15 protein-coding genes and 1 pseudogene are annotated in these 15,781 nt (G+C 67.5%); 10 read left to right on the top strand and 6 right to left on the bottom strand.

The features are described from left to right. The 4 genes and pseudogenes from ASD42_RS15980 to ASD42_RS35320 all read right to left on the bottom strand — a co-directional run. Complete coding sequence (locus ASD42_RS15980; RefSeq protein WP_131816476.1) at positions 1–1,218, bottom strand: DUF7373 family lipoprotein; 1,218 nt, start codon at positions 1,216–1,218, stop codon at positions 1–3. Beyond that, the gene (locus ASD42_RS34930; protein WP_056817446.1) at positions 1,194–2,780 is read right to left on the bottom strand and encodes a serine/threonine-protein kinase; all 1,587 of its coding nucleotides are present in this window, start codon (positions 2,778–2,780) and stop codon (positions 1,194–1,196) included. The genes ASD42_RS15980 and ASD42_RS34930 overlap by 25 nt, the downstream gene beginning before the upstream one ends. Before the next feature lie 44 nt (positions 2,781–2,824). Further along, a complete protein-coding gene (locus ASD42_RS35325) occupies positions 2,825–3,505 on the bottom strand; it encodes a hypothetical protein (protein WP_056817443.1) in 681 nt (226 codons plus the stop codon). 163 nt (positions 3,506–3,668) lie between these two features. Next, a pseudogene (locus ASD42_RS35320) lies at positions 3,669–4,160 on the bottom strand (MFS transporter); the annotation flags it as partial. Here ASD42_RS35320 and ASD42_RS35315 point away from each other — a divergent pair. From ASD42_RS35315 to ASD42_RS15960, 3 genes are all read left to right on the top strand, one after another. After that, positions 4,123–4,260: a hypothetical protein gene (locus tag ASD42_RS35315; RefSeq protein WP_235569628.1), complete on the top strand. Its 138-nt coding sequence runs from the start codon at positions 4,123–4,125 to the stop codon at positions 4,258–4,260. The pseudogene ASD42_RS35320 and the gene ASD42_RS35315 overlap by 38 nt on opposite strands. 170 nt (positions 4,261–4,430) lie before the next feature. Next, complete coding sequence (locus tag ASD42_RS15965) at positions 4,431–5,261, top strand: SAM-dependent methyltransferase (protein ID WP_056817442.1); 831 nt, start codon at positions 4,431–4,433, stop codon at positions 5,259–5,261. A 75-nt stretch (positions 5,262–5,336) separates the two neighbouring features. Continuing rightward, complete coding sequence (locus tag ASD42_RS15960; RefSeq protein WP_235569603.1) at positions 5,337–5,921, top strand: QsdR family transcriptional regulator; 585 nt, start codon at positions 5,337–5,339, stop codon at positions 5,919–5,921. Here the strand turns inward: ASD42_RS15960 and ASD42_RS15955 are convergent. Beyond that, on the bottom strand, positions 5,918–6,532 hold the full coding sequence (locus ASD42_RS15955; protein ID WP_056817437.1) for a TetR/AcrR family transcriptional regulator: 615 nt from the start codon (positions 6,530–6,532) through the stop codon (positions 5,918–5,920). The two genes, ASD42_RS15960 and ASD42_RS15955, sit on opposite strands and share 4 nt — an antisense overlap. 56 nt (positions 6,533–6,588) lie before the next feature. On the opposite strand from ASD42_RS15955, the gene ASD42_RS15950 reads away from it, so the two are divergent. From ASD42_RS15950 to ASD42_RS15930, 5 genes are read left to right on the top strand one after another with little or no spacing between them, the layout of a single operon-like run. Next, positions 6,589–7,752 carry an acyl-CoA dehydrogenase family protein gene (locus ASD42_RS15950; RefSeq protein WP_056817436.1) on the top strand — a complete coding sequence of 388 codons (1,164 nt, stop codon included), beginning with the start codon at positions 6,589–6,591 and terminating at the stop codon, positions 7,750–7,752. A 9-nt stretch (positions 7,753–7,761) separates the two neighbouring features. Then, the gene (locus tag ASD42_RS15945) at positions 7,762–8,889 is read left to right on the top strand and encodes an acyl-CoA dehydrogenase family protein (RefSeq protein WP_056817434.1); all 1,128 of its coding nucleotides are present in this window, start codon (positions 7,762–7,764) and stop codon (positions 8,887–8,889) included. After that, complete coding sequence (locus ASD42_RS15940; protein WP_056817432.1) at positions 8,889–10,013, top strand: alcohol dehydrogenase catalytic domain-containing protein; 1,125 nt, start codon at positions 8,889–8,891, stop codon at positions 10,011–10,013. Before ASD42_RS15945 ends, ASD42_RS15940 begins: the two co-directional genes overlap by 1 nt. After that, complete coding sequence (locus ASD42_RS15935; protein ID WP_056817430.1) at positions 10,010–11,452, top strand: NAD-dependent succinate-semialdehyde dehydrogenase; 1,443 nt, start codon at positions 10,010–10,012, stop codon at positions 11,450–11,452. The genes ASD42_RS15940 and ASD42_RS15935 overlap by 4 nt, the downstream gene beginning before the upstream one ends. Further along, complete coding sequence (locus tag ASD42_RS15930) at positions 11,416–11,859, top strand: MmyB family transcriptional regulator (RefSeq protein ID WP_327152911.1); 444 nt, start codon at positions 11,416–11,418, stop codon at positions 11,857–11,859. The genes ASD42_RS15935 and ASD42_RS15930 overlap by 37 nt, the downstream gene beginning before the upstream one ends. Here ASD42_RS15930 and ASD42_RS15925 read toward each other — a convergent pair. Further along, on the bottom strand, positions 11,842–13,140 hold the full coding sequence (locus ASD42_RS15925) for a PucR family transcriptional regulator (protein ID WP_131816475.1): 1,299 nt from the start codon (positions 13,138–13,140) through the stop codon (positions 11,842–11,844). The two genes, ASD42_RS15930 and ASD42_RS15925, sit on opposite strands and share 18 nt — an antisense overlap. Positions 13,141–13,647: 507 nt before the next feature. Between ASD42_RS15925 and ASD42_RS15920 the strand changes: the two genes are divergently transcribed. Together ASD42_RS15920 and ASD42_RS15915 are read left to right on the top strand one after the other, a co-directional pair. Then, the gene (locus ASD42_RS15920) at positions 13,648–14,205 is read left to right on the top strand and encodes a TetR/AcrR family transcriptional regulator (protein ID WP_056817424.1); all 558 of its coding nucleotides are present in this window, start codon (positions 13,648–13,650) and stop codon (positions 14,203–14,205) included. Between the two features lie 167 nt (positions 14,206–14,372). Continuing rightward, positions 14,373–15,689: a lipase family protein gene (locus ASD42_RS15915; RefSeq protein ID WP_235569599.1), complete on the top strand. Its 1,317-nt coding sequence runs from the start codon at positions 14,373–14,375 to the stop codon at positions 15,687–15,689. Positions 15,690–15,781: the final 92 nt, after the last annotated feature.

Below are 15,781 nucleotides of genomic sequence, written 5' to 3'. Positions count from 1 at the left end.
CTACTGAGCGTTCGCCAGCAGCGCGTACTGCGCCGCAGCCTGGCGTCGAACCCCCGCGGGTTCGGCGCCGCTGACGAAGGCGCCGTAGCGGCGGTAGCTCACATAGCAGCGGGTCAGCGCCGGCGCGCTGCCCGCCCGGCGCTCCACACACCGCGCCTGCGGCAAGCCGTCGGGCGCTGCGACAGGGTGCGCGGCCGCGCTGAGGGTGTCCTGCCAGGTGCCACCGAACCCGATGGCCGCGGCATCGTCACGGAACCGGAACAGCGTGGTGCTGTAGGAATGCGCCACGCTGTCCACCCCACCGCGATCCCAAGCCGCACCGAGTTCGGCGGGTTCGGTGGGGCGGTAGTGCAAGCCGGCGCGGCCCGTCCACGACGCGAACTCGCGCGAGGCGATGGCGATCTGCTGATTGGCCGGACCGGGAATCAAGGTGCGCCGCAACAGATCATCGGGATCGCGGGGCAGGTCGGCGATCCGATCGGGTGCGGTGGGGGCGAACGTGTCGAGCAGGGGTACCTGGGCGTCGAGGACCACCGCGACGCGCTTGGCGAGCGCATCGATGTCCGGTGACGGATGCTGCAGGAACAGGCTCACCACGATCTCGCCGCGAGCGAAGGTCGCTCCGATCGTCTTGATGCCCGGTCGCCAATGCGCGTGTGCGGCAGGGTAACCCGGAATCGGCACCGGCCGGTTGTCCGGGCTGACCCCGAAATCGGTCGCCGCGAGTTCGCGCGCCGCCTCTTCGGCGATCTTCGCGCCGGGAAACCGCAACAGCACGACCCTGGTGATCCGCGCGTCGGTCTCGATCGCGGGTTTCGCCTTGTCGAAGGCCTGGGAGCCCTCGGCGATGTCGAAGCCGACGATCATCCGATGCCGTTCCAGCACACCGAGATTGACAGTGGAGATCGCCGAGGCATCCGAGGCCCGTCGCGGAGTGTCCAGGACATCGGTGCCCCAGTTATGGGTCAGCGCCGGATCGACCTCGTGCGGAAACACCACCGCCCCCGCCATCCGCAGACCTTCCAGAATCGGCCCGTCCGTAGGCTTTCGGCCGATCTCGATATCGGCGGGCACCGTCGTATAGCTGCCCACATCGAGGGACCGGACGTCGATCTCGCTGGGAGTGGCGGTGCCGTCGACGGTGCCGCAGCCGACGAGCAGAACCGCGAGTGCGCCCAGAGCCAATCGCGCGGTCACAGGGGTGCGGTGCTCAACCATTGGTCGATCATCTCCTGATGGGTGTGGCCCTTCCAGTACACCTGGAGCAGCACAGTCGAATACGGCGCGGCGTCGAAGCGCACCAGCAGCCATGGTCCGGTGGAGCCGTTGAAACTGTGCACGGTCAGCGACCTGCCGTACCTCGACCGCAGCTGCTGGGTCGCCCCGGCGGGCAGGGTCGCGACGAACCGCCCGACGGTCTCGGCGTCGGAGTGCGCCATCACCTGCAGCTGCACTGCCTCGCGATCGGTGCAGTCGAACCCCGTGTCCCACACGGCCTGTGGGCTCTTCGTCGCGAAACTGCACCGCAACCCCCGATACCCCTCGCTGTCGGGACTTGCGGGCAGCAGATCGGGGAACATCGCGATCGTCGGTCGTGCCGCCGCCCACGCATCGATCGTGGTGGTGGTCGGCGCGATGGTGGTTGTCGTCGGCCCCGCACCGGTGCTTCCGGACCCTCGGCTCAGAAGGACTGCCGTCACGAGCGCGAGCGCCGTGACCAACCCGATCGCGCCTACGGTCCACCACATCGCATTGCTTCGACCAGTGCCCGCCTCGGTGGCGCTGTCGAAGCCGGTCCGATTGTCCGCACCGAACATTCGGCCGCCCGCGACACCGGCTTCCGCCACTGGTTGCCTGCTCATCGGGGTGACCTGTGGACCTCGATTGTCAGGCCCGAGGACTCCGGCGGAGTCGGTCACCGGACGCGTCGGAGCGAGTCCTGTCGTCAGCGCCGTGGTCGCCGCCGCGACCATCTGCGCGCAACTGGCGAATCGGTGATCGGGATCCTTGGCCAGTGCCCGTGCGAACACCACATCCAGCGCGTCGGGCAGACCCGGCACCAGCGCGCTGATCCGCGGCACCGGTTGCATCAAGTGCGCACCGACCAACGCACCCGCGTTGGAGGCGTTATACGGTGGCCGACCCGCGAGCAGGTGAAACAGTGTGCACGCCAACGAATACTGGTCCGATCGCGGGCCCGCGGTGTGTCCGTCCAGTTGTTCGGGCGCCGCATACCGCAGCGTCGCCACCAGCGTCCCGGTCCGGGTCAGCGCGGTGGACTCATCGATGGCCTTCGCGATCCCGAAATCGGTGAGCAGTACCCGCTCACCGGTGGCACCGGCACTCTCGCTCAGCAGAATATTTGCGGGTTTGACGTCGCGATGCAGCAAACCGGCCGCATGCGCGCAATCGAGCGCGTCCGCCGTCGCCCGCGCGATCCGCAACGCCTGATCCGGTGCCAAAGCCCCTGTTCGCAGCGCTGATTCGGCATCGCTGCCCGCGACATACTGCATCGCGATCCACAGCCGCCCGTCCTCGCTGCCCCGATCGTGAATCGCCACGATGTTGGGATGATCGAGGCGGCCCGCGAGATCGGCCTCGCGCTCGAACCGTCCACGGAACACCGGATCCGCCGAGAACGAGGAGTGCAGCAGTTTCACCGCCACCAGTCGCGGTAGGCGCGGATGCCGGGCGGCGTAGACGCTGCCCATCCCACCCGACCCGAGCACCCGCTCGATGCGATAACCGGCGACGACGTCACCGGGCCCGAGCTCGTGCATGGTGCCACGCTAGCTCAGGACCGGTGACCACGCGATCGGCACGTTCAGTGGGTGACCCTGCGCACGGCGAGCGCGGCCGAAGCGGCAGCGACAAGCGTGATCGCGACGCCGATCAGATAGACGACCGCGACCGCATCGGCAGCAGATGACGCGCTCGTTCCGGCCAATTCGAAGAACACCGACCCGAGGCCTGCGATTCCGACCACGGTCCCCAGCTGCACACTGGTGACGAGAATGCCGCTGGCGTCGGCGGCGAGCGTCACCGGCACCGCGGCCAGGGCCCGTGTCATCAAGGGGCTGAAGGCAGGCCCGTTACCCAGGCCGAACAGCGCGAACGCGATCGATGCCACGAATCCGATTCCCGCACCGTCGCCCAGCAACCACGCCAGCCAGCCCAGTGAGGCCGCGCTCACCACCAGCCCGAACAGAATCATCCTCGCGTGCAGGCGGACTGGGACCCGATGCCAGGACAGGCCGACCACCGCGAACGTGGCACCCATCGGCAAGAACTGCGCGCCCGCTCGCAGCGCGCCGTAACCGAGATCGCTCTGCATGTGAATGGCGCTCACGAACAGCCACCCGCCGAAGGCCCCCATCACCAGGAGCAGGGTCGCCGCCGTCGCGAGCAGACCGGGCGCGCCGAGCGCCTGCGGCGCGAACAGCGGATCTCGACCTCGCCTGGCGACCGACCGCTCGACCAGCACGAACACGACCAGCCCCAGCACGCCCCGCCCCGAGCCACAGCCACGACCACAGTGGAAACCCGAGTTCTCGCCCGAGCACCAGCGGCACGACCAACAACAGCACGGTGGCTGTCAGCGTCACCGAACCCAGCCCGTCGATCGTCCGGTCGGTGCGCGCGACGGCCACCGGAAGCACGCGCGGCGCCAGCACCAGCAGGGCGAGCCCGATCGGCACATTCACCAGGAACACCTCACGCCAACCAGTGCCGCCCAGGTTCGCGTCGACGATCAACCCGCCCAGAATCTGGCCCGCCAGCAGGCCTCCGGAGACGATCGCCGCATAGATGCTCGGCGCCCTGGCCCGTGCCGCTCCGGTGAACGTGCGCTGGATCAGCGTCATCACCTGTGGCGCCATACCGGCCGCGCCGATGCCCTGAGCGAACCGGAACACGATGAGCGACTGCTCGTTCCACGCCGACCCGCAGGCGAGTGAGGCCAGGGTGAACACCACCAGGCCCGCGATGAAGGTGCGCCGCTGAGTGAACCGGTCACCCAGGCGCGCATCACCGATCAGCAACACCGCGTAGGCGATCACATAGCCGGCGACGATCAATTGCAGTGCGGCCCCGCCGGTATCGAGGTTCGAGCGAATAGACGGAATGGCGACATTGACGATGGAGCCGCCGAGCACCGCCATGAATTGGCCGGTGAGGATCACGACGAGCACGGCGATCGAACGCCTGCCCACCACCGAATCGGGCGCCGGGGCCGGTTCGAGCATCTGGATCATGCTCTGATCGTGGGACCGGCAGGTGCTGGAGGAATAGGAGCCCACCGATACGGGTACTCCGGGTACCCGGCTTCGCGTCCGGGCCGGGCGCGGGTCGGAATAGCTTGTCTGCCAACGCAACCGATGCTCTAGGCTGAAATCGTCTCCCTCGGCTCCGATGCTCGAAAGGCGCTACCGATGTCGCATTCTTCTGCCGCCTACCCCAGCGCTGTTCCGGTCGGGGTCGACACCACCCGTGCGAGTATCGCGCGTGTCTACGACGCCGCGCTCAACGGCAAAGACAACTTCGACGTGGATCGCCAAGTGCTGGAACAGGTCCGCACCGTCGCCCCGCAGGTCAACGATCTGGCCTGGGCCAACCGTGATTTCCTCATCCGCGCCTGCCGGTTCCTGGCCAGGGCGGGCATCGACCAGTTCCTCGATCTCGGATCGGGTCTGCCCACCGCGGAGAACACCCACCAGGTGGTCCAGCGGGTCAACCCCGGGTCCAAGGTCGTCTACGTCGACAACGACCCCTCGGTTCTCGTGCATGCGCAGGCGTTATTGGCGAGCAACAGCCGCACCCGCATCGCCGAAGCCGACATCTTCCGGCCCCTGGAAGTTCTCGGAAACCCCACGGTGCGCCGCGAACTCGACTTCACCCGTCCGCTGGCCCTGTTCCACATCGGCACGCTGCACCACTACCTGGGCGAGGACGGCCCCGCCCTGATGCAGACCTACATCGACGCACTGCCCTCGGGTTCATTCGTGGCGATCGCCCACTTCCACGACCCGGAGACCGCCGAGTACAGCGAGCTCGCCAAGAAGATGGAAGAGAAGTTCATCCACAGCCCGATGGGCAGTGGGCGCTTCCGCACCCGCGACGAAATCCAGGCGATGTTCGGCACTCTCGAGATGATCGAACCCGGCCTCGTCCGCTGCGACGACTGGTGGTCCGACGGCCCCCACCTCACCCCGCTCTCTGACGTTCGCAACTGCATCGTCGCCGGCGTCGGCCGCAAACCCTAGACGGTCACGCCGATCCGGGCCGGGTCGGCGGAGGGCTGAGATCGGATAGCCGCAGCGCGCCCTATGCTGTCGGGCGTGGCACGCACCGAAGGAACTCGAGCGCCCGGCCGCCCGGCCGGGGCCAGCCGTGACGCCGTGCTCGACGCGGCCGTCGAGGCCTTCCTGGCCGGTAAGCGGGTCGACGCGAATGCCATTGCCGCCCAACTCGGTCTCGGCCGCACCAGTATCTACCGGTGGTTCGGCTCCCGGGACGGACTGGTCGGCGCGGCGTTGGCGCGCCAGCTCGAGCGGATGGTCGCCTACGCCGAACGGCGCAGCACCGCCACCGGCGGGGAACGGCTCGTCGAGATTCTCGACAACGCCATTCACTGGCTGGTCGAGGATGGTTCGCTGCGCACCTACTTCGATCAGGAATCCACGGCGGCATTGCGCGTGATCACCCGCAGCGACGGGGTGGTGCACCCGGCGGCGGTCTCGATCGTCGAGGGTCTGCTCGAACGTGCCGAGGAGCAGGGCTATCAGCCGCCCATCGATCGCGCCACCCTCGCGTACGCCCTGGTCCGGCTGTGGGAAGCGTTCCTGTACAACGACGCCGTGGCGGGTTTCCAAGGTGACGTGGAGCGACTGAGTCGTGTCCAGGTCGCCCTGCTGCGGGCCTAGGTGTAGCTGCTCGTCTCCCGCACGCCCGCGCAGTACCACCCGGCGATGGCGTCCAGCGCCGACCGTCGCGGTATCGGTTGCCGTGTGCGGTGCCATTCGTCTGCCGCCGCCAGTGTCGCCCCGATGAGGCCGTAGGCGAGCAGCCGGGTCCGATGCCGACCGACGTCGTCGGGATGGAGATGAGTGGCCAGCGTGGCGACGAATTCGGCCAGGGCCGTGGCAATTCGGGCCTCGACAGCGTGGTCGCCGAGAGCGCCGGAATTGAAGACCAGCGTCGGTGTGGAATGCGGGCCGGATTCGACGAGGTCGAACAGGACCTCCACGGTGCGCCACACCCGGTCGAAGTCGGAGCTCGCCGCGTCGCGGACCTCACTCAGCCGGTCGGTGAGCTCGGCCAGGTACTCCAGAATCACCGCGAGGTAGAGCGCGCTCTTGGTCGAGAAGTACCGGTAGAGAACGGGTTTGGTGACGTCGGCGACAGCGCTCACGGTGTCCATCGTGGTGCCGTGATAGCCGTGCGCGGTGAAGCTCGCCCGCGCGGCCGTGACGAGCCGACCGCGCTGGGTGCTGTGACGGGTGCCGGATCGGGCCGTCGCGAAGGAAGTGCTCATGTGCCGGATCCTGCTTCCATTTGATACACGAGGAACTCTATGTAACATACTGGACCATGCAACTGGCCTTCACCGAGGACGAGCTCGCCTTCCGCGACGAGCTGCGTGCCTTCTTCGACCGAGAGATTCCCGCGGACATCCGTCGGCGGAACCGGCACATGCACGAGCTGAGCAAGAACGACTACGTCAGCACCCAGCGCATCCTCAACAGCGCCGGGCTGGCCGTCCCGAACTGGCCCGTCGAATGGGGCGGGCGGGACTGGTCGGCGGTGCAGCACCACATCTGGCATCACGAAATGCAGCTCGCCTCGGTGCCGGAGCCGCTCACCTTCAACGCCAACATGATCGGACCGGTGCTCGCCGAGTTCGGCTCGCCCGAGCTCAAGCAGCGATTCCTGCCCGCGACGGCGAATCTCGACATCTGGTGGTGCCAGGGCTTCTCCGAGCCCGACGCCGGATCCGACCTGGCCTCGCTGCGCACCGTCGCGGTGCGCGACGGCGACGACTACGTGGTCAACGGGCAGAAGACCTGGACCACCGCCGCTCAGAGCGCGGACTGGATGTTCTGCCTGGTCCGCACCGACCCCACCGCACCGAAGAAGCAGGCGGGCATCTCGATGCTGCTGTTCGCCATGGACACCCCCGGGGTGACGGTGCGGCCGATCGAGCTGATCGACGGTGGCTTCGAGGTCAACGAGGTGTTCCTGGAGAACGTGCGCGTCCCGGCCGACCAGCTGGTCGGCCAGGAGAACCAGGGCTGGACCTACGCCAAATTCCTGCTCGGCAACGAACGCACCGGCATCGCCGCGGTCGGGCAGACCAAGGTTCGCCTGGAGTTGGCGAAGGAATACGCCGCCCAGACCAGGCTCGGCACCGGCACGCTCCTCGACGACGCGGCCTTCGCGGCCCGGATCGCCGACCTCGACAACGAGCTGCTGGCGCTGGAGCTGGTGCAGCTGAGGGTCGCGGCGAGCTCGAGCGGCGGTGCCCCCAACCCCGTCTCCTCGATTCTCAAACTGCGCGGCACCGAACTGCAGCAGGCCGTCACCGAACTGCTCGTCGACATCGCGGGCCCCGCCGCCGTGGCCCGGGTGGGCGAGACCGACGACTGGGCGCGCCGCACCATCGCCGGATACCTCAACTACCGCAAGACCTCCATCTACGGAGGATCGAACGAAGTGCAGCGCACCATCATCGCCTCGACCATCCTCGGACTGTGAGTACTCGCCATGGATTTCACCTTCACCACTGAACAGACCATGCTGCGCGACACCGTGCGCAGCGTGCTCACCCGCCACTACACCCACGAACGCCGCGCGGAGGTGATCGCCGATGATCCCGGCTGGGATCCGAAGGTGTGGGCGGCCTTCGCCGAGATCGGACTGCTCGGGCTGACCGTGTCGGCCGAGGACGGCGGCATCGGCGGCGGCCCCATCGAAACCATGCTCGCCCTGGAGGAACTGGGCCGCACCCTGGCGCCGGAACCGGTCTTCGACTGTGCTCTGCTGCCAGCCCTCCTGATCGGCCGGGCAGGCACCCCGGACCAGCGCGCGGCCCTGCTGCCCGGCATCGTCGAGGGCGAGCAGCTGTTCGCCTTCGCCCAGGCCGAGCCCGGCCTCCGTTGGCCGTACACGCAGGTGGAAACCCTGGCACTGGACAGCGGAACCCAGTGGACGCTGACCGGGCGCAAAAGCCCTGTGTCCTATGGGGATCGGGCCGACCGGCTGATCGTCTCGGCCGTGGTGCCCACCGGCGAGACCGCACTGTTCCTGGTCGAGGCCCGTGACCCGGCGGTCGTGCGCACCGCCTACCGCACCTACGACGGGCGTCGCGGTGCCGATATCGAATTGCGTAATGCGCCCGCCGAACTGCTCGGCACCAGCCTCGACGCCGGTGCCGTCATCGACGAAGCCGTGATCACCACCCAAGCCGCACTGGGTGCCGAAGCGGTGGGTGCGATGGCCGAGGCGCTGCGCCTCACCACCGAATATCTGAAGACCCGCAAGCAGTTCGGTGTCGCACTGCGCACCTTCCAGGCCCTCACTCACCGAGCCGCGGACATGTACGTCTCGCTGGAACTGGCCCGCAGCATGAGCCTGTACGCGGCGATGTCCCTGGCGGACGGAGTAGTCGACCCGACGGTGGCCTCTCGCGCGAAGCGGCGGATCGACCTCTCCGGCAAACACATCGGCCAACAGGCGATCCAGCTGCACGGCGGCATCGGCATGACCGCCGAATACCCGGTCGGCCACTACACCGCGAGGCTCACCACCATCGAGCACACCCTCGGCGACACCAGCGATCACTTGCGTTACCTGTCGGGTCTGCTGGCCGAGCCCGAGAAGGCGGAGATCTGATGCGCATCCGTGGCGCGGTCCTGGACCACCCCGACCGGCCGCGGCCCTTCGCGTCGTCGCGACCGATCGGGGTCTACGACCTCGAACTCGATGAACCGGGTCCGACCGAGGTGCTGGTCCGCATCGAAGCAGCCGGTGTGTGCCACTCCGATCTCAGTGTGGTCGACGGCAATCGGTTGCGGCCGCTACCCATGCTGCTCGGTCACGAAGCGGCGGGCATCGTGGTGACTCTCGGCGAGCAGGTCGACGATCTGGCCGTCGGCGACCGGGTGGTCATGTCGTTTCTGCCGCGCTGCGAGCGCTGTGCGGCGTGCGCCCGCGGCGGGGCGCTGCCCTGCACCGAAGGAACCCGAGCCAACACCGCGGGTGAACTCCTGCACCACCCCGGCAGGCTGACCAGGGCCGGACAGCCGGTGCGCCATCACCTCGGCGTCTCCGGATTCGCGACGCACGCCGTGATCGACCAGGCTTCGGTCGTCGCGGTCGGTGCTGATGTGCCCCCGGAGGTGGCGGCACTGTTGGGGTGCGCCGTGCTCACCGGCGGTGGCGCCGTACTCAATGTCGCCGACCCGGGCCCCGAGGACGACCTGATGGTGGTCGGGCTGGGTGGTGTGGGAATGGCCGCGCTGCTCACCGCGACCGCGATCGGCGTGCGGCGCATCGTGGCGGTCGACCGCCTGCCCGCCAAGCTCGAGGCCGCCCGCGACCTCGGCGCCACCGAAACGTACACACCCGAACAGGTTGCGGCGCAAGGAATTCGAGCGCGCTACGTGATCGAGTGCGCCGGTCACCCTGCCGCTTTCGAAACCGCCTTTCTGGCCACCGCTGCCGGTGGAACCACCGTCACCGTCGGCCTGCCCGCCCCGTCGGCCACCGTGACACTGTCACCGCTGATGTTCACCGCCGAGGCCCGCACCGTGGTCGGAAGCTACCTCGGCTCGGCCGTACCGGCGCGCGACATCCCTCGTTACGAGCAGATGTGGCGGGCAGGTCGGCTGCCGGTCGAGAAACTGATCTCCGCCCGCATCGGACTCGACGACCTCAACGAGGCGATGGATCAGCTCGCCGACGGTGCGGCTGTGCGCCAGGTGATCGTCTTCGCACCGGAAAGGCCCACCCGATGACATCCACTCTTTCCGACCTCCCGGTCGCGCAGTTCCTCGGCGGCGACTGGGTGGACAGCACGACGACGATGCCCGTGCACAACCCCGCCACCGGCGCACAGATCGCGACCGTCGCCGACGGCGACGACGTGACAGCCCTGGCCGCGTTGGACGCCGCGGCCGCCGCGCAGCAGGACTGGGCGGCCACCGATGCGCGCCACCGCAGCGACATCCTCCTGCGCGCGTTCCGCCTGCTCCATGCCGACGCCGAGCGGATCGCGCGCACGATCACCCTGGAAATGGGCAAGCCGCTCGCCGAGGCACGCGGCGAAGTCGCCTACGGCGCCGAGTTCCTGCGCTGGTTCGCCGAGGAGACCACCCGCGGCAGCGGTGCCTACTTCCCGGCACCGAGCGGCGGCCGCCGCATCGCTGTCCGGAAACAGCCGGTCGGCCCGGTCTACGCGATCACACCGTGGAATTTCCCCCTGGCCATGGTCACCCGCAAGGTGGCCCCCGCGCTCGCCGCGGGCTGCACCGTCGTGCTCAAGCCCGCGCCCCAGACCCCGCTCACCGCACTGGAATTCATGCGGATCCTAGTCGAAGCAGGACTGCCACCGGGAGTCGTCAACTGTGTGACGACCTCGCGCGCGCCGCTGGTGTCGGCGCCGATTCTGGCCGACCGGCGGCTACGCAAGGTCACCTTCACCGGCTCCACCGCCGTCGGCCGCACCCTGCTCGGACAAGCCGCGCAAGGAGTCCTGCGGGCCTCGATGGAACTCGGCGGCAACGCGCCCTTCGTCGTGCTGGAGTCCGCCGATCTGGACAAGGCCGTCGACGGCGCGGTGCTCGCCAAACTGCGCAACGCCGGACAGACCTGCGTCGCCGCCGACCGCTTCCTGGTTCACCACTCGTTGGCAGCGGAGTTCACCGAACGATTCCGCACCGCCGTCGCCGCGCTGCCGGTGGGCGAGGGCCTCGACGAATCCACCCGCATCGGACCCGTGATCGACGACGCGGCGGTGCGGCGGATCACCGCGCTCATCGAGGAAGCGGTCAGCCATGGCGCACACCTGCACACCGTCGGCGCCGAGATCGACGGATCCGGGCACTTCCTCCGACCCGCGGTCCTGACCGACGTCGACACCCGGACCCGCCTGTGGAATTCGGAGGTATTCGGCCCCGTCACCGCGATCCGCACCTTCACCGACCCGGCAGAAGCGCTGCACCTGGCCAACGACACCGATTCCGGCTTGGCCGGTTACGTGTTCGGTGAAAACTTCGGCGACACCCTCGATTTCGCCGAAGCACTCCAGACCGGCATGGTCGGCGTCAACACCGGCGCGATCTCCGACCCGGCCGCACCCTTCGGCGGGATGAAGTCCTCCGGGCTGGGCCGAGAAGGCGGCAGCACCGGGCTGGAGGAATACCAGGAGGTGCAGTACCTGGCCATCGCCCGCTGACGACCGGCGCCCACGCCGATCCGGGTACCAGTACCACCTGGATACCGGGATCGGCGCACTTCGACGACCCGGCATGGCAGGGCTTGGTCCACGGATTGTGTACCGACAGGCCCGCTTTCGCGACGCTGTGGGTGAGCAACGATGTGGCGGTGCCGATCAGCTTGATCAAAGAGGCCCGGCACCTGGCCATCGGATCGATCACCCTGCATCTCACCAACCTGTCCCTGCCACTGATCGACGGTGCCTGGGTGCAGATCTTCACTCCGGTCGACGAGGTACAGGGCGCGAGACTGACCAGGCTGTTGGCGATGAGCGACGAGCAACGTCGCGCCGTCTGGGACGACCATGTCGCACAGCGGCACGGCGCCGCCCGCCCGGCACCTGTCGGCCTACAACGCTGGGAGTAGTTCGTCGCCGTAGACGCTGAGGCAGCGCAGCGCGAGCTCGATGTGGACCCGTCGGCTCTCGATCGTATGACCCAGGCGGCGCTCCGCCTGTCTGAGCCGATACCGGACGGTGTTGCCGTGCACTCCGAGCAGACTCGCGGTCGCGTCGATATTGCCTCCGGCGCACAGGTATTCGAGCACCGTGTCGCGAAGACGGGCGGTCGGCTCGCTCCGATCGGCGAGTTGGCCGAGTTCGCGCTCGATGAGCGCGCGCACGGAGTCGATATCTCCGTCGCCGGTGAGCAAGCAGACCAGGTCGACGTCCCGGTAGAAGGTGACCGCGCTCGTATTGCGCGCGCTGGTCGCGATCCGCTGAGCGGCACCGGCTTCCAGGTGGCTGCGCCGAAAGCCCGCCAGTCCGGAACGCGGGGTACCGATCGCGAGATGAATGTGCGCGATCGGCGGCACCGGTACATCAGCGATGTCCGGGAGATGCGAGGTTGCCATCCAGGCCCACAGGCCGTGGACGCCGCTGCTGATCAGCAGCGGCGGTGGCGCCCCGAGGGCGTAGGCGATATGGGACGCGTGCTCGCGAAGCAGACCGGTCGCGTGTCGAGCGGGCACCTCGCGGTCGGTCCAGAGAACGATCGCGACATGGGAGTTGTCCATCGGGTATCCGAGATAGTCGGGCGAATCGGCTGAGGGCGCCGGCTCCCCGCGCAGTATGGCCTGAACGATCTCCGTGCGCTGGGCGTCGAAGTTGCGGGTGTGGTGCTCACGCTCGTTCATATACGCGGCGACGATGCCGTCGAGGCAGGTATCGAGCCACTGCGTGCTGTGTTCCCAGAAGATGACCAGCACGGCCCCGCGCAGCTCAGGATCGGGGATCTGCTGGTGGAGCACCTGGGTGATGTATCGCCACAACCCCCGCTGCGCGGCTCGGTAGGTCTTGAGCAGCATGTCGACGCCGTAGCCGCGGCGCGCCACGGTCCGCGCGCCGTCCATGGCCTCGGTGGGTGGACGTGCCTCGAACTGCGTGCGCCCTATCACCGCGAGGAAGCCCAACCAATGGGCTCTGGTGGCTGCCCGGACTTCCCGATGGACCTCGACATCGGCGAGGTAGTGCGGGAACGTCTCCTGGATCGCGGAGTCGACAGCGGACAAGATCAGTTCGGACTCGGACTCCGACCGCATCCGCAGCGCGAAAGCCGCGAGCCATTCGACCGCCGATGCCTTGTTCGCCACAGGGGTGGGCGTCGACTCGCCACCGTGGCGTTCCGTGCGCGGGATCGCCGTCTTCACCGCACGGTCAGGTGGTAGTCGGGCCGTGCGGGCTGCGCGGATGTGGTGTCGGAGGGAGCGGATACCAGCATAGTTGCACCCTAGCGCAACCGGACTGTCATGTCCGGATAATTCCTGGTCTGCGATGTTCGACGGTAGGGATTGTGGGGGCGTACGAATCGTGCATTCGTGCTTGGAAAGGCGAACAAATTTGAAATATTCAGTTGGTAGGTCAGGGTGTCGCTGCTACATTCGAATCGGTCAACGCCGGGCGGCGTAAATACTCCGGACAGCGTCGTCCCGGAATCCGTCTGGCGTCGGCTTAATTGTTTGATACTCGAAATACATTAGTTCGTCGGCTGCCAATTCTCGGTATTCGAATAGAACTTCGGTAGGTGACCGGGGGAGTGAACGGCTCGATGTCGGGGTGATCCGCCCGCGTTGTCGGGCACCTGGGCGCGCAGATTGCCGACACTTGCGGCGCAGTTCGGTGCCGGACTGGATCGGCTGGTGGGTAACGTTGCCCGGATGAGCTCGCCACGTCGTGCCAACAGGGGACCTGCTGCTGCCGCGGAGAATCGCGTCGCCCTGCTCGTCGCGGCGAAGGCCACGTTCGCCGAGCACGGGCTGGACGCTCCGCTGAACCTGATCGCGCGCACGGCGGGGGTGGGTCAAGGCAGCCTGTACCGGCACTTTCCGAGCCGTGAGGCGATCATTCTCGCCGTCTTCGAGGAGAACCTCGGCCAGCTGGAGTCGATGGTCGCCAATGTCGACTCGACTCTGGACGAACTGCTGGCCGAGATCGTCGACCAGATAGTCGAGGTCGCGGTGCTGTTCGACCTGTTTCGTCTCGCGGACAGCAGCGACCCGCGCCTGGCGGGCATCATCGGCCGCCTGTATGCCTTGCTCGACGAGAAGCTCGCCGACGACAGTCGTCGCGGGAGTGTGCGCCGTGGCGTCACGGCCGAGGAGATCTTCCTGGCCGTGGGAATGCTGGGAGCGCTGCTGAACAAAACGCCGGAATCGGAACGAGCATGGGTGGCGCGCAAATGTTGGGGACTGTTGCAGCGCGCCCTATGTGACTAGAACTCGCGTACTTGACTAGCGAGACGATTGCGTTAAGAATACGTTCCAGCAACCGGATATCTGTGTCCGGTTGTGGTCGAGTATTCGTGTCGATCCCGCGCTCGGCCTCGTTCGAAATGGCTGCTGGATTTCATCCGGTGTCAGGTATCAGATTTCAGGGGAAATTCTTGAAGAATGCACGCTCGATCGCCCCGATGATGTCGGCGATTGCCGCGCTGTCGGTGGCGTTCGCCTCGACAACAGTGTTCGCACCACCGGTGTATGCGGTATCGGACCCGTTCTACAGCTACCGCGACAGCTTGTCGCTGGCCGACGTGGAGCCCGGCACCGTCCTGGACAGCCGGACCACGACCTATCACCTCGCCGGCATCCCCACGCCGATCACCGCGGTGCAATTGCTGTACCGGACGACCGACGCCCGGTACCGACCCAGTGCCAACGTCACCTCCATCTTGATCCCGCCCGGTGGAGTGGACCCGACACGGGCGGTCGCCTACCAGTCCTTCTACGACTCGCTCGACCCGGAGCACGGTCCCTCGCGTTCGATCGCCGGTGATGTCAGCTTCGGTGGCATGGTGCTCACCTCGGAGGCCACGGTGATCGCCGACATCCTCGCCCGCGGTTACACGGTGATCATCGCCGATACCGAAGGGCAGCAGGCGAATTTCGCGGCGGGCCCCGAGTACGGCATGAACACACTCGACTCGATCCGGGCGGCAGTCCGTTCCGAGGCCACTGGGCTCACGGCTCAGACGCGAATCGGCCTGGTCGGCTACTCCGGCGGCGCGATCGCGACCGACTGGGCCGCGGCGCTGGCACCGGAATACGCCCCGGAAGTGACCGCGAACCTCGTCGGCGCGACCCAGGGTGGTCTGCTGGTCAATCCCGCGCACAACCTGCGCTACGTCAGCGGCAGCGTCGGCTGGTCCGGTGTGGCCGCCATGGCGATCATCGGTGTCGCCCGCTCCTATGACATCGATTTCTCGACCTACCTGAGCCCTTACGGCGCACAGGTAGTCGCCGCACTCCGGTCTGCATCGATCGCCAACGTGCTGTTCCAGTACCCCGGCCTGAGCTGGCAGCAGATGGTCAAGCCCGAGTACCTCGACCCCAATACCGTTGCGCCCCTTGTCGAAGCGGTCGGCAAGGTCAACCTCGCGAACGCGCCGACACCGACCATCCCGCTCTATATCGCCCAGGGCGCCAACGGAGGTCTGGAAGGCACGGACGGGAGCAAGCCGTCGGTCGGCGCCGGTGACGGTGTCATGGTCGCCGGTGATGTCCGCAGCCTCGCCCGACAGTATTGCGCGGACGGAAACCCTTTCGTCGAATACCGGCAGTACGACGAGCTCAGCCACATTCCGACGTTGGGTGTGTGGAGCGTCGGCGCTGTCTCGTGGATCGATGCCCGCTTCGCGGGTGAGTCCGCCGGGTCGAGCTGCGGGACGATCCCCGAGGGCAACCCGCTGACATCGGATCTGTGATCTCGAGCTGCCGGCCGTTTGCGACCGGCAGCTGTCAAGGTTGGGATTCGGGAGAGGTTCCCAGGCCGGCGTCAGATTTAAGGGTTTGCTGA

The sequence above is a fragment of the Nocardia sp. Root136 genome, assembly GCF_001427185.1.
Taxonomy (GTDB): domain Bacteria; phylum Actinomycetota; class Actinomycetes; order Mycobacteriales; family Mycobacteriaceae; genus Nocardia; species Nocardia salmonicida.
This window is presented reverse-complemented; position numbering and strand designations above follow the sequence as displayed.